Genomic DNA, 14,667 nt, shown 5'->3' on the forward strand with positions numbered 1-14,667 from the left:
TCGGTCACCCTTCAGTTGAGTGGACATCTTACTTGATTTTCAATCATTCATCACTCATCATTCAGCCCTCATTCTCCACTCTTTTCTTGCATTTATCAATCATTTTATAATATTGTGCTGCCGATGTCCTCAAAAAAACCGGCTAGTGGAACCAATTTATGGCTAAGAATTTACTGATAGTAGAGAGCCCTGCCAAAGCAAAAACGATTGAAAAGATCCTTGGAAAAGATTTCGAGGTGAAGAGTTGCTACGGCCATATCCGTGACCTGGAGAAAGATGAAATGGGTATTGATGTCAACAATAATTTCGAACCCCGTTACATCGTCCCCGATGAAAAAGAAAAGGTAGTAAAAGACCTGAGGGCACTGGCGAAAAAAAGCGACGAAGTATGGCTGGCAACGGATGAGGACCGTGAAGGAGAAGCCATCAGCTGGCATTTGTGTGAAGTATTGGGTCTCGATCCCTATAAGACAAAGCGTATCGTTTTCCACGAGATCACCAAACCTGCTATTCAAAAAGCAGTGCAGAATCCCCGCACCGTAAATATGGACCTTGTGTATGCTCAGCAGGCACGCCGAATCCTCGATCGCATTGTAGGTTTTGAACTCAGCCCCGTTCTCTGGCGCAAGATGAGTATGCGGAACAATCTCAGTGCAGGTCGTGTGCAGAGTGTGGCCGTTCGTTTAATTGCTGAGCGTGAACGTGAGATAAACGCATTCGCTCCCACTTCTTCCTTTAAAATAGAAGCACTGTTTACCGCCAAAGATCTGGGCGATCGCAATGTGACTTTTAAAGCCGAAGCGAAAAAGCAAAATGCAGCAGAGGATGCAGAGAAATTTTTGAACAGTTGCAAAGGCGCTACTTATAAAGTAAAAGATATCCAGGTGCGTCCCGGAAAAAAATCACCGGCACCTCCATTCACCACTTCAACCTTACAACAGGAAGCAAGCAGAAAGCTTGGTTATTCCGTAAGCCGCACTATGCAGCTTGCACAAAAATTGTATGAAAGCGGTAAGATCACATACATGCGTACCGACAGTGTGAGTTTGAGTGATACTGCTCTCGGCGATCTTACACGTACTATAAAAGGTATGTATGGCGATAAGTATCACCAGTTCCGCAAATTCAAAAACAAAAATGAAAGTGCACAGGAAGCGCACGAAGCCATCCGTCCCACTTACATGGAAAATACAACGGTTGAAGACCAGGATCTGAAACGCTTGTATGAACTCATTTGGAAACGTACCATGGCCAGTCAAATGGCCGATGCTGAACTGGAACGTACAACAGCCAATATTTCTATTTCAACCAACAATGAAGAATTAAAAGCCGAAGGTGAAGTGTTGAAGTTTGATGGCTTTTTAAAAGTATATCGTGAAGATCGAGATGATGATGATGTGAATGAAGATGAATTGCAGGAAGGCATGTTACCACCATTAGCAGTTGGGCAGCAATTACCATTTATTGAAATGAACGCCACAGAGCGTTTTACCCGTCCTGCACCAAGATATACCGAAGCATCGTTGGTAAAAAAACTCGAGGAGTTGGGTATTGGCCGTCCGTCGACTTATGCACCAACTATTTCAACTGTATTGAAAAGAGGTTATGTTGAGAAACGTGATAAAGAAGGTGTGCGCAGGGATTTCCGTGTATTGCAGTTGAAGAATGATGCTGTAAGTAAAAGCATGGAACAGGAAAACACCGGTGCAGAAAAATCGAAACTCTTCCCTACTGATCTTGGTTTGGTAGTAACCGATTTTTTGAAACAGCATTTCGAAAGCATCATGGATTATGGCTTCACCGCACATATTGAAGGTGAGTTTGATGATGTTGCTGAAGGAAAGTTGAAATGGAATGCCATGCTGGAAGAATTCTACAGTCCGTTTAAACGTGATGTAGATAACACCATCGAAAATGCTGAACGTATTAAAGGTGAACGTGAATTAGGGATAGATGCGGAAAGCGGTAAAAAGATCGTTGCACGTATGGGACGCTTTGGACCAATGGTGCAGATTGGCGATGTGAGTGATGAAGAAAAACCACGTTTTGCGGCCTTGCGTAAAAATCAAAGTATTGAAACCATCTCCTACGAAGAAGCAATGGATCTGTTCAAACTTCCATTGACGTTGGGTGAATATGAAGGTGAAGAAGTGAGTGTGAATGTTGGTCGCTTTGGACCGTATGTAAAATTTGGTGAGCAGTTTATTTCTATTCCACGTGGCGAAGAACCATTGGAAGTAACAATGGACAGAGCCATAGAACTCATTAAAGAAAAACAAACTGCCGATGCACCTGTTGCCATGTTTGAAAACAAACCGGTTACAAAAGGCAAAGGACGCTTTGGTCCATTTATTAAATGGGATGGTTTGTTTATTAATGTACCCAAGCGATATGATTTCGAAAATCTTTCTGCGAACGATATCAATGAATTGATCGAAGCAAAGGTTGAGAAAGAAGCGAATCGTTTTATTGTTCGTTGGCCCGATGAAAATATTGCTGTTGAGAACGGACGTTGGGGACCTTTCATCCGCTTTGGTAAAAAAATGCTGAAGATCGACAAGAAGAAAGATGGTGAGAAATATACCCCAGAAGAAGTAGCACAAATGCCGGTGGAAGACATTAAGAAAATGATCGAAGCACAGATGCCGGGAGCTTTCTCGAAACAAATTAAAGCAGCTGCAAAAAAAGCAGCAACGAAAAAGAAAGCGGCCACGAAGAAGGCCGCAACTAAGAAAGCAGCGAAGAAAAAATAAAAAAAGAATTACAACTTAAAGCCTGTTCAATAACCGAACAGGCTTTTTTATTCTCATTATTTTTAATTGTGATTATTACATTAAAAAAATCAAACGGTTGCGCAAACTACCATTTACAATAACACTCATTCATTAGCATTTTTCATTGACAAAAATCAGCCGTTTACACTTATACTACCTATATCTTTGCGACGATTATAAACTTAAAACGAATGAAACTGCTAAATCTCTCACTCACGAGTATTGCCCTCATGAGTCTCTTCAACAGTAATGCACAGGAACAGGAAAAAGAAAAAGAAATTGAGTTAGATCCTATTACTGTTACAGCTTCTTTAACGCCGGTAAGTGCTTCAAAGACCGGAAGAAATATTTTAATTATTAAAGGTGATGCACTGCAAAAACTTCCTGTACAGTCGATTGATGAATTGCTGCGTTATGTTCCAGGTGTGGAAGTACAAAGCCGTGGACCAATGGGTGCACAAGCTGATTTCACTATCCGTGGTGGTACATTTCAACAGGTGTTGGTGATACTTGATGGCATCCGTTTAAATGATCCGTTAACCGGTCACTTCAGTTCTTATATTCCCATCTCACCTGCTGAGATCGATCGTATTGAAGTATTGAAAGGAGCATCATCTGCAATTTATGGAACAGAAGCTGTGGGTGGTGTAATTCATATCATCAGCAAAACATTTGCTAATAGAAAACAACCCAATGGTCATAAGATCAATGTACAATTAACTGCCGGTGATTTTGGTTTATTCAATGCACAAGCCGGTGCATTTATTCATCAGAAGAATACAACGGCATCTGTTGGCGTAATTACCAACAATACAAAAGGACAGCAACTGCGTGGTACAAAAGGTTTTTTCAACCTTACGACTATTTCCGGTTCTGTTAAACAAAAGCTTGGTGAAAATACAAGTGTTGCCTATCGTTTTGGTTACGATGACCGTGATTTCAATGCACAGAATTTCTATACAACTTTCTTAAGTGACACAGCAACGGAATCTGTCATCAGCCGCTGGCATCATCTCAAATTCGTGCACAAAAAAAATAAACATAGCTTTTCTTTTGATGCAGGTTATAAGGAAGCAAATGATGTATATCGTTTTCGCAAAGCTGTTAGTGCAAACGTGAACAACTCTTCTTTGTTCCAGGCATTGGCATTGCACGATTATGCAATCAATGACAAATCAACAATTACCTCTGGCGTGCAATTCATCAGCCGAAAAATTGTTTCTAACGACAGAGGCAACCACGAAGTATCAAATGCCGGTGCTTTTGTTGTATTGAATCAAAAGATCGGCAAAGCATTGCAATTGAATCCTGCGCTTCGTGTTGATTGGAATGAACGTGCCGGTTGGGAATTGATACCACAATTGAATGCATCTTATCGTTACGAAGCATTTTTATTCCGTGGAAGTGTTGGTCGCACAACCAGAGATGCCGATTTCACTGAGCGTTTTAACAACTATCAGCGTAACCCTGTTCCATCAGGTCAACGTATCGGTAATCCAGACCTAATGTCAGAAGCATCCTTGAGTTATGAGGTGGGCGCTGATTATTATCTCAACTCTTCATTAAAAATTTCTACCACCTGGTTCGAACGCTTTCAGCAAAATCTGATCGATTACATCTTCACTCCTTATGCAAATATGCCTCGCCAGGTGAATCTTGTACCTGGCGGTAATTATTATCTGGCAAATAATATCAGCAAAGTAAACACTACTGGTGTTGAAACTGATGTACAGTACACACATCAGTTTAGTGATAAACATTCACTATCGGGTGGGCTTGGTTTTGTTTGGATGCGTAGCCGCAGCAGCGATACTATTCCTTCGCTGTATGTTTCTAACCATGCAAGAGAACTGATCAACTTTAATGTAATGTACCGCTACCAAAAGATTGCTGTAAGCACAAATGGTTTGTTCAAAGCAAGAAGACCACAACCAATTGCAGCGCCATTTGTTCCTATCAGTGCAGATTATTTTATTTTGAATACACGTGTAGATTTATTTCTATTGAAAGATAAACTGGGTGTGTTTGTACAGGCCGATAATATTTTCAACCGTCGCTACAGCGATCTGCTCGGCAGTATTATGCCCACACGTTGGGTAATGGGTGGTGTAAAAATCAACTTATAACAATTATACTGTTCATCCCCTCCCGGGAGGGGTTTCAGTGTGTTTCACACAAAAATGTTTGAAAGGGGTGGGTCAAAACTCACCCCTTCTTTTATACAAACTAATTTCTTGATATTTGCAGTCCATAAAAACGATTGATCGTATGCATGATTTTATTCAACAACTCGGCATCAAAAAACAGAACAATGGAGTTTCAACTGGCGTGAACTGGTTAACATCAACCGGTGAACTGATCAGTTCCTCCTCTCCTGTTGATGGAAAAGAAATTGCTTCTGTTACTTCAGCCGATAAAGCAACTTATGAAACAGTGATTGCAAAAGCACAGGAAGCATTTGCTGAATGGCGCACATGGCCTGCACCTAAACGTGGTGAAATTGTTCGCCAGATCGGCGAAGCATTACGTGCAAAGAAAGAACCGCTCGGTCGATTGGTTTCATATGAAATGGGCAAAAGTTTACAGGAAGGTTATGGTGAAGTACAGGAAATGATCGACATCTGCGATTTTGCTGTTGGCCTCTCCCGTCAATTGCATGGATTGACCATGCATAGCGAACGTCCATTGCATCGCATGTATGAGCAGTGGCATCCATTAGGTATCGTTGGCATTATATCAGCATTCAATTTTCCTGTTGCCGTTTGGAGCTGGAATACCATGCTTGCATGGATCTGTGGTGATGTGTGTATCTGGAAGCCATCAGAAAAAACACCGTTGTGCGGTATTGCCTGTCAACACATCGTTGCGGAGGTGTTTGCTAAAAACAATGTACCCGAAGGTGTGAGTTGTTTAATACAAGGTGGCAGAGAAATTGGTGAATGGATGAGTAACGATACACGTGTACCATTGGTTTCTGCAACAGGAAGTACTAGAATGGGTAAAGCAGTTGGTGCAGCAGTTGGTCAACGTTTAGGAAGAAGTTTATTGGAACTTGGTGGTAACAATGCCATTATCATCAGTGAACATGCCGATCTTAATATTGCCATACGTGGCGCAGTGTTTGGTGCCGTTGGTACAGCAGGACAACGTTGCACTACAACACGACGCTTGATTATTCATGAAACAATTTACGATACGGTAAAAGAAAAATTAGTTGCTGCATATAAACAGTTGAGCATTGGTGATCCATTGAATGAAAGCAATCATGTGGGTCCATTGATCGATACAGATGCCGTAAAAAATTATATGCATGCCATTGAACAATGCAAAGCTGAAGGTGGACATTTCATTGTTGAAGGTGGCGTATTATCAGGAGCCGGTTATGAAAGTGGCTGTTATGTAAAACCATGCATAGCTGAAGCAAAACCAACTTTCAAAATTGTGGAGCACGAAACCTTTGCTCCCATTCTCTATCTCTTGAAATACAAAACCATTGATGAAGCCATCGCCATTCAAAATGGCGTGCCGCAAGGTTTATCATCTTCCATCATGACGGTGAACATGCGTGAAGCCGAGCAGTTTTTATCTGTTGCCGGCAGCGATTGCGGTATTGCCAATGTAAATATCGGAACAAGCGGTGCTGAGATAGGCGGCGCCTTTGGTGGCGAAAAAGAAACCGGTGGCGGCCGTGAAAGTGGCAGCGATGCGTGGAAAAATTATATGCGCCGGCAAACCAACACCATCAATTACTCAACAAATCTGCCTCTGGCTCAGGGAATTAAGTTTGATATTTAAGCATCCGTTAACAGCCTTGACCAAGAGATTTAACGACTTATCTAACAGACGCCTTAAAAGCAATGAGGGCGGCTGTTTCAGTCAAAAAAATCTGCAAAATGTGGGTAAACGGTATAGTTATTTGCCCAACATGCTGCAACTTTACAGATCGTTTAAAAATAAGAAAGACATATGCAGTTAAACAAATTGTTGCTTGTAACATCCGTATTCGCCCTCTCTTCAATCTGTGCCTTCTCCCAGGCTTCTGTAAAAGAAGATCAGTTTAAAGGCTGGCATCTTAAAAACAAATCATCAGATGGGTTTTACGGCATCAGCCTGGACCAGGCATTTGAGTTTGTGAAAAACAGGAAAAGTACAACCGTAATCGTTGCGGTGATCGATAGTGGTATTGATACTTTGCACGAAGATCTGAAACCGGTATTGTGGCGAAACCCAAAAGAAATTCCGAACAATGGAATTGACGAAGATAAGAATGGCTATGTAGATGATTACTTTGGCTGGAATTTTCTTGGAGGCAAAGATGGCAAGAATGTAAAAGAAGATTCTTATGAAGCTGCCCGCCTTTATCATGCATTGAAACCAAAATATGGTGGAACAGTAGATGAAAGCAAATTATCTGCAATAGAAAAAGAAGAATACCGCATTTTCAAAAAAGCACAGGGCGACATTGAACATGGTTCAACTGAAGCACAAACCCAGGTGGTCTTCCTGCGTGGTTTATATAACAAATCCACTCTTGCTGATAGTTTATTGAAACTGAAATTTAAACCTGAATATACCGGTAATGATCTCGCATCATTTAAACCAGCTAATTCAAAAGAAGCTGATGCAAAATCAACCATGTTTGCGTTGTTCAAAGGTTTTGAGTTGATGGATGCCAACAACGAATTCATCATCAAAGAATTTACAAGTTATTATAAAGGACAGGAGAAAAAAGCAGAAGCTCCAACTATTGCACCGAAAGATTACCGTGGTGAAATTGTAAAAGATAACTACTACGATTTCAACGATCGTTTTTATGGCAACCCTGATGTAATGGCCAACACTCCTTTCCACGGTACGCATGTGGCTGGAATTATTGCAGCTGCTCGTAACAATGGCATTGGTGTTGATGGTGTGGCAAACGATGTACGCATCATGAGCATCCGTGCAGTACCTGATGGAGATGAGCACGATAAAGATATTGCACTCGCTATCCGTTATGCAGTTGATAATGGTGCGAAGGTGATCAACATGAGTTTTGGTAAAAGCTTTTCACCGCAAAAGAAATGGGTTGATGATGCAGTACGCTATGCACAAAGCAAAGGCGTATTGTTAGTTCATGCTGCAGGTAACGATGGAAAGAATGTTGACAGTTCTGAAAACTATCCTAACCCAAACATAGTTGAAACAAAAATGAAAGCTCCCAACTTTATTACCGTTGGTGCAAGTGGCGATCCTAAAACAGGTGGTCTTGCTGCTGATTTCAGCAATTATGGAAAAAAGGAAGTGGATGTATTTGCTCCGGGTGTAAAGATCTATTCAACCATTCCTGGTGGAAATACATATGGTTTTGCACAGGGTACCAGTATGGCAAGCCCCGTTGTAGCAGGTTTGGCTGCATTCATTCTCTCCTACTACCCTGATCTTACACCGGAGCAGGTAAAATATTGTATTGAGAAAGGTGCACAAAATCCAAACATGCAGGTTACAAAACCCGGCAGTGAGGAGAAGGAAGATTTTGCAAACTTCAGTCGCACAGGTGGGTTGTTGAACGCATACGAAGCAGTGAAAATTGCTGCTACTTTAAAAGGTGAACGTAAAGAAACAGTACAACCTTCGCCTAAGCCGCAACCAAAACCAAAAGTTAAGAAATCGAAAAAAGGATAACACTTTGAATATAAAACCCGCTTTTCGGCGGGTTTTCTTTTTATGTTTACAATATCTACGACAGTTTGCTGTTATGCATATTCCAAAACCTGATTATCATGTCACGACCAACCACTAACGACTACGCTCCTTTTTATCACAACTATGTAATGAATGTACAGGAAGATGATGTGAAGAAAGCTTTCGAAAATCAATTTGCAGTACTCGATTCTTTTCTTGCATCAATACCGGATTCAAAAGCCGATCATGCTTATGCAGAAGGTAAATGGACGGTGAAACAATTACTGCAACATATGATCGATGCAGAACGCATTTTCACACACCGTGCATTATGGTTTGCCCGCCAGAGTGCAGCTCCATTAAGCGGTTTCGATGAAAATGAATATGCCGCCATTGCTGATGTAAGCAAACGCACGATACAATCATTGGCCGATGAGTTCAGAGCCGTTCGTAAGAGCAGCGAGTTTCTGTTCAATAGTTTCTCCTGGAAAGAATTAAATACCAGTGGCATGGCCAATAACAACTCCATTACAGTGAATGCAATGGGGTTCGTAACACTGGGTCACTTCCTCCATCATAAACGGATATTAGAAGAACGATACTTATAAAAAAGGTCAGGCTTCCGTTGTAACGGAAGCCTGATGTTTTAAAATACTGTAAACCTGTAAGCCGGATTTTGTCGTGAGCTATCATTTATCTGTCCAACAACTTACGCTGAAGGATCAATCTGCCTACCCTCCGTCATCGAACGAGCCGTTCTCAAGCGACGGTATATGTGGCATTTCAGCACGTAAGGTTTACCCTGCTGTAACATTGCTGTTATAACCCGTAGGCTCTTACTCTACGTTTTCACCTTTTCCACACAAGTGTGGTAGTTATTTTCTGTGGCACTTTCTGTTGCTTCTTTCGAAACACCCGGCTCTTCACCGGTACGTTGCTCTGTGCTGTCCGGACTTTCCTATCCCGCCGAAACGGGAACGATAGCTTAGTTTACAGTAAAAGCAAAAATACAAAAGCTTAACCAGGTATGGCATACATAACACCAGAAAAAATCCCCCAACCGAAGTTGAGGGACAACACAATAAAAACTAAATAAGTTTATCAATTGCAATGCTCTTCGAATGCACTGATGAGGTTTTGTGCGATCATTTGAGCGGGACGTCCTTCAATGTTGTGACGTTCAATAAAATGAACCAACTGACCATCTTTGAACAAAGCAATTGCGGGTGAACTTGGAGGATATGGCAACAAATGTTCACGGATCTTTTTCACTGCATCAATATCAAAGCCAGCAAAACTGGTTAACAAATGATCAGGACGTTTTGTGCTGTTATTGACAGCCATCAACACACCTGGTCTTGCACTACCTGCTGCACAACCGCATACTGAATTAATAAAAACGAGACTCGTTCCTTTCTGCGTTAAGGCACTGTCAACCGACTCTGCTGATAACAATTCATCAAAACCACCTTCGGTCATTTCCCCTTTCATGGGTAATACTATTTCTGCTGGATACATAGTTGTAATTGTTTAAAATTTATGCAAAGCTACAGGAATTGAAAATTCAATCAGCAAAAAAAGAAATTTTGACAGAAAGCTTGCAGTTAAACAGACTTATTGTCGCTAACAATTGTTCTAAAACTGCTATGAAGTCTTAAAAAACCTGCTGGAACATCCTTTGATGATTCCATACCATTATTAAAAACAAATAAAACTTTAATACTATGACAATGGTAAAATTGCACAGCCCCGTTCAGAAAAACCTCAACAACTTCTTTGATGAGTTTTTCAATGAGTTACCTGCTTTTGGTAAAACAGTGAACAATCTTTTTTCACCTGCAGTAAACATCGTTGAAACTCCTGATGCTTATCATCTTGAGTTGAACGCACCTGGCCGCAACAAAGAAGACTTCCAGATCTCTGTAGACAAAGGTTTACTAACTATCAGCTACGAGAAAAAAGAAGAAGCAAAGAATGAAGATGTAAAAGTAGTTCGTCGTGAGTTTAGCTACCAAAGCTTTAAACGCAGCTTTACTGTTGATGAAAAGATCAATGCAGAAGCAATCCAGGCGAAATACGAAAATGGTTTGTTGAAATTGTTATTGCCTAAAAAAGCAGAACAGCAACAACCAGTGAAAAAAATCACTATTCAGTAATAGATTTCATATAGCTTGTTTTAGAGCAGTTGGTTTTGGTTACCCCGTTGTTTTTACAGCGGGGTTTTTGTTTCTCTTAACATGTGTTTCGGCAGACATGATTATCTTCGCTTCAATCGACATGAAAGCTCTATTAACCCTTCTTACCGGCTTGTTTATCCTGTTGAGCACAAAGGCACAGGATATTCCCGATACAGCTCATTCAATTCCGCTTCCAGTGGATACATCGTTGCGTATACGCAACCTGAACCCTTACTTTACGTTGCATGTAGATAGTTCGCTCAGTTATAAACTGGAGATCAATAAAGAAATCACGAACTATTATTGGTATTTAAAGAACTCACCTGTTGGTTTGCGCATTAATAAAGACAATGGCTTGCTGACATTCAAAGCAGACAAAGCTTATTTTCTTTCAGGAAGATTAAAGTATGATGTTGAATACAAAGTACAGCTGGGTGTTCAGAATTTAAATAACCCGGTGGAAAAAGCAGATACGGTGTTTACAATTGTATTCTTTAATACCGAGATCATTCAATCGAAAATAAGACCATCGGTTTCATCAACTGTTACTGTAGATGAAGGCGATACTGCACGTTTTGTGTTGAATTGTGAGAACGGAAACTTCCCGATCGAATACATCAATTTCGAAAGCAGCATTCCCATAAAACCGGAATACACGATCACCAAATGTAAAGATGAATTTGTTTGGTGGATTCCTTATGATTTTGTGAAAGATAATGATGCAGGAAAAGTAAAAGATTTTCGCCTTTTGTTTATTGGTGCTGATAAATTCAGGAATAAGGATACAGCTGTTGTACGCATTATTGTAAGGGATGCAATTAACTACCCACTAAAAAAACAGGAATACGATAAACTTGTTAGTGATTACAACAGGTATATTCAGCAACTGAAATTCACCTTCCGCACACTCGATAAAAAAATTAAACATACACGCAATAAAAGAGTGGCGTTTGATATGACATCTTCATCCTCCGCTTTAGCAGGCACCATCCTGAGTACATCTAAAAATGAAGATCAAAAGAACGTGGGACGTGTATTGCCGGCTGTTGGTGTAACACTGGTACCTGTAAAGGAAGCTGTTGCACCTAATAAAGTAAATGATCAGAATTCTGTTTCGTTGGTGCGAACAAGCATCAGGCGGTTGGAATATATTCTTCAGGAGAATGGACTGGTGAGCGAAAAAGATCCCGACATCATAACAAAAACAACAAAGCTGAAAACAGATCTTAAACAAATTCAGTTGCAGCTTATCGATGTACCGCTTGAAGAGATCAACTTTGAAGATCCGAAGAATGTTAACAAATACTTCGATGATCCGAAAGTGAACAGAAAGTATCGCAACAAAAAGAAATCATAAAAGAAGCCGGTGAATATTCACCGGCTTCTTTTATAATAATGATACTGCTGTTATTTACAATCTGTCTTTCTTCTTGTATCAATCAGGTATTGAATTTTCCAAACTCCATTTATCCGCACAAGCTGAAATGAGTTTACTCCACAATGACTGAAGGTTCCTTTTAAATAAAACTCATACGGTGTCCATACACTTGCTAAAGCTCCATCAATATGCACTGCACCAAAACTTATACGTTCATCTGCATCACCTTTATTTGATTTTCCAACAAAAGACGCAAATTGATTGATGTTATCTGTTCGTATCATTGTTGCCCCTTCCTTTGTACGGCTGATGGTTTGCAATACAGCCCACTCAGAGAACACATTTTTCAATGCAACTGAATCTGCGTTTTTCATTGCTGCAAATAAATTGTTAACAACCGCCTTCACAGAATCTTCTGTGCTTTGTGCAGAAGCGTTAACACCGATCAATATTGTTAAATAAAGCGTAAGAACGTGTTTCATACCTGTAGTTTTTGGCATTTGGCAAATAGTTTGAATTACAAGTATAAAACATACCGACTATGGCAAACTTAAAATTCTACAAATGGTCAATAGCCCTGATGATGGTAGTAGCAGCTAATTCAGCATCGGCACAGATATTTCCGAGAGGAGGAGATATTTTCGGCAACCGTACAAACCGCCCGGTTGTAAGACAGGATGGTAGCCGCCAATGGCCCGACGGAACAATTCAGTATCCCGATGGTACAACTCGTTACCCCGATGGCGCTGTTCGTTATCCTGATGGCCGTATGAGCTATCCACGTAACCAACGTAATGGAAGCTACAGCAATAATAATTGCAATCATGGCAACTTGCCTCCAGGTCAAGCCAAGAAGATTTATGGTGGTCATGCCAAGGATTATGCAAAAGGAAAGGGCAAAGGAAATAAAAAAGGCAATTGTAATCATCACCACGATGACGACAGGGATTGGGACGACAGAAATGTAAGAACATATCCTCAGCAATATCCGCAGTATCCGAGTTATCCGCAACAACGATACCCAAACAACACACCGCAAAACGGTGGCAAAAGACCAAGCCGTACCAGCAATCCTAACTTATAATTTGTAAGTAGTAGAAGTAGAAATAAAAAAAGCCTCCCGATCTATCGGGAGGCTTTTACTTTATATGTGCTGAGATTAATATCCCAGTATCTTCAGCATGCTCTGCGCTGTTTGTTCCTTGGCATAAACCCAATCGATGAGCTTGCCGTTCTTATCGTGCCCGACAATGATGTGTTTAGGTGAAGGTATCATACAGTGCTTAATACCACCGTAACCGCTGATCTGATCCTGGTAAGCACCTGTATGGAAGAAGCCAACATACAAAGGCTCTGTGCTGTCTCCGTTTAATTTTGGAAGGAACACTTCATTGATATGCTCTTCTGAATCATAATAATCATGACTGTCGCAGGTAATGCCACCGAGCACCACACGCTGATAATCGTTATCCCATTTGTTGATAGGTAACATCAGGAATTTTTCACCAATGCCCCATGTGTCTGGTAAGGTAGTGATGAATGATGAATCGATCATGTACCAATTCTCCCGGTCATTCTGTGTTTTTTGTGCAAGCACAGAATAAATATGCGCCATACTTTCACCTACTGTAAAACTTCCAAACTCTGTATAGATATTTGGCATTGGTACACCTGCTTTCTTACAGGTTTTTTTGATGGTCGCTACAATTTCATTGATCATGAACTGGTAGTCGTATTCAAACCCAAGTGAATGTTTTATTGGGAATCCCCCGCCGATATTGATTGAATCTAATTCAGGACATATCTTCTTCAACTGGCAATACAGGTTCACTACTTTGTTCAGCTCACTCCAGTAATAGATATCATCTTTAATTCCCTTGTTCAAAAAGATATGCAGCATCTTCAACTGGAAACGATCTTCGTTTCCCTCGATCTTGTCAACATAAAACTCAAGAATATCTCTTGCACGAATTCCAAGACGGGATGTATAGAATGGGAAATTCGGTTCTTCTTCTGCAGCCACACGAATACCTACTTTGAAAGGTACCTTTACGGTTTTTTTATATTGCTGTAATTCCTCTTTGTTATCAAGAATGGGTGTTACATTTTTGAAACCTGTATTCAACAATTTAGCGATACGTGTGATGTAGCTCTTTTGTTTATAACCGTTACAAATGATCTGTATATCCTTATTGATCTTTTTCTTTTGGTAAAGCTTGTTGATAATTTCAATATCGTAAGCAAAAGACGTTTCAAGATGAACTTCATTCTTCAATGTTTCTTCCACCACAAAAGAGAAGTGACTGCTCTTGGTGCAATAGCAATAAAAATATTTGCCTTCATACCTGTGCTTTTTAAAAGCAGTATCAAACATCTTCTTCGCCTTCTTGATCTGCATGCCGATCTTTGGCAGATAGGTCAGCTTCATCGGCGTACCATACTTATCGATCAGGGCCTTCAGGTCAAGTCCATTAAACTGCAGGTAATTATTGTGTAAATGAAAATCTTCTTGCGGGAAGTTGAATGTTTGATGCACCAGGTCGGTGTACGTTTGGTTGGTCAGTGTATAACTACGTGGGTCGTTTGTCACCTTTAAAATTTTGCACAAACTTATTGTAAAAACAAATGCAGGGGCATGAAGTTTTTTTGAGGGACGCAAAGACCGGAGAAGAAG

Annotated in this window: 11 protein-coding genes and 1 other RNA gene; 8 read left to right on the top strand and 4 right to left on the bottom strand. The window is 40.5% G+C overall.

Features of this window, described 5'->3' with window-relative positions; all coding sequences use genetic code 11:
• Positions 1 to 158: 158 nt before the first annotated feature.
• From topA to WG954_RS18715, 5 genes are all read left to right on the top strand, one after another.
• Entirely contained in the window at positions 159 to 2,753 is a 2,595-nt protein-coding gene (gene topA / locus WG954_RS18695) for a type I DNA topoisomerase (RefSeq protein ID WP_340438355.1), read from the top strand.
• Positions 2,754 to 2,965: 212 nt separating this feature from the next.
• Positions 2,966 to 4,900: a TonB-dependent receptor plug domain-containing protein gene (locus tag WG954_RS18700; RefSeq protein ID WP_340438356.1), complete on the top strand. Its 1,935-nt coding sequence runs from the start codon at positions 2,966 to 2,968 to the stop codon at positions 4,898 to 4,900.
• A gap of 115 nt (positions 4,901 to 5,015) precedes the next feature.
• On the top strand, positions 5,016 to 6,569 hold the full coding sequence (gene amaB / locus WG954_RS18705) for an L-piperidine-6-carboxylate dehydrogenase (protein ID WP_340438357.1): 1,554 nt from the start codon (positions 5,016 to 5,018) through the stop codon (positions 6,567 to 6,569).
• A gap of 171 nt (positions 6,570 to 6,740) precedes the next feature.
• Positions 6,741 to 8,438, top strand: a complete 1,698-nt coding sequence (locus WG954_RS18710; protein WP_340438358.1) for a S8 family peptidase — start codon at positions 6,741 to 6,743, stop codon at positions 8,436 to 8,438.
• Between the two features lie 98 nt (positions 8,439 to 8,536).
• Complete coding sequence (locus tag WG954_RS18715; protein WP_340438359.1) at positions 8,537 to 9,046, top strand: DinB family protein; 510 nt, start codon at positions 8,537 to 8,539, stop codon at positions 9,044 to 9,046.
• 41 nt (positions 9,047 to 9,087) lie between these two features.
• Here WG954_RS18715 and rnpB read toward each other — a convergent pair.
• Positions 9,088 to 9,435, bottom strand: an RNA gene (gene rnpB / locus WG954_RS18720) — RNase P RNA component class A.
• A 104-nt stretch (positions 9,436 to 9,539) separates the two neighbouring features.
• Positions 9,540 to 9,956 (bottom strand): BrxA/BrxB family bacilliredoxin, encoded by a 417-nt coding sequence (locus WG954_RS18725; protein WP_324231371.1) that lies wholly within the window; start codon positions 9,954 to 9,956, stop codon positions 9,540 to 9,542.
• 206 nt (positions 9,957 to 10,162) lie between these two features.
• Between WG954_RS18725 and WG954_RS18730 the strand changes: the two genes are divergently transcribed.
• Both WG954_RS18730 and WG954_RS18735 read left to right on the top strand, forming a co-directional pair.
• Entirely contained in the window at positions 10,163 to 10,594 is a 432-nt protein-coding gene (locus WG954_RS18730) for an Hsp20/alpha crystallin family protein (protein WP_340438360.1), read from the top strand.
• A gap of 121 nt (positions 10,595 to 10,715) precedes the next feature.
• A complete protein-coding gene (locus WG954_RS18735; RefSeq protein WP_340438361.1) occupies positions 10,716 to 11,972 on the top strand; it encodes a hypothetical protein in 1,257 nt (418 codons plus the stop codon).
• 50 nt (positions 11,973 to 12,022) lie between these two features.
• On the opposite strand, the gene WG954_RS18740 is transcribed toward WG954_RS18735, so the two are convergent.
• The gene (locus WG954_RS18740) at positions 12,023 to 12,475 is read right to left on the bottom strand and encodes a hypothetical protein (protein ID WP_340438364.1); all 453 of its coding nucleotides are present in this window, start codon (positions 12,473 to 12,475) and stop codon (positions 12,023 to 12,025) included.
• 59 nt (positions 12,476 to 12,534) lie between these two features.
• On the opposite strand from WG954_RS18740, the gene WG954_RS18745 reads away from it, so the two are divergent.
• On the top strand, positions 12,535 to 13,077 hold the full coding sequence (locus tag WG954_RS18745; RefSeq protein ID WP_340438365.1) for a hypothetical protein: 543 nt from the start codon (positions 12,535 to 12,537) through the stop codon (positions 13,075 to 13,077).
• Positions 13,078 to 13,152: 75 nt separating this feature from the next.
• Here WG954_RS18745 and WG954_RS18750 read toward each other — a convergent pair whose 3' ends face one another.
• Complete coding sequence (locus WG954_RS18750; RefSeq protein WP_340438367.1) at positions 13,153 to 14,583, bottom strand: type III PLP-dependent enzyme domain-containing protein; 1,431 nt, start codon at positions 14,581 to 14,583, stop codon at positions 13,153 to 13,155.
• Positions 14,584 to 14,667 lie beyond the last annotated feature (84 nt).

This window comes from Lacibacter sp. H375 (assembly GCF_037892425.1).
In the GTDB taxonomy this organism is placed as follows: domain Bacteria; phylum Bacteroidota; class Bacteroidia; order Chitinophagales; family Chitinophagaceae; genus Lacibacter.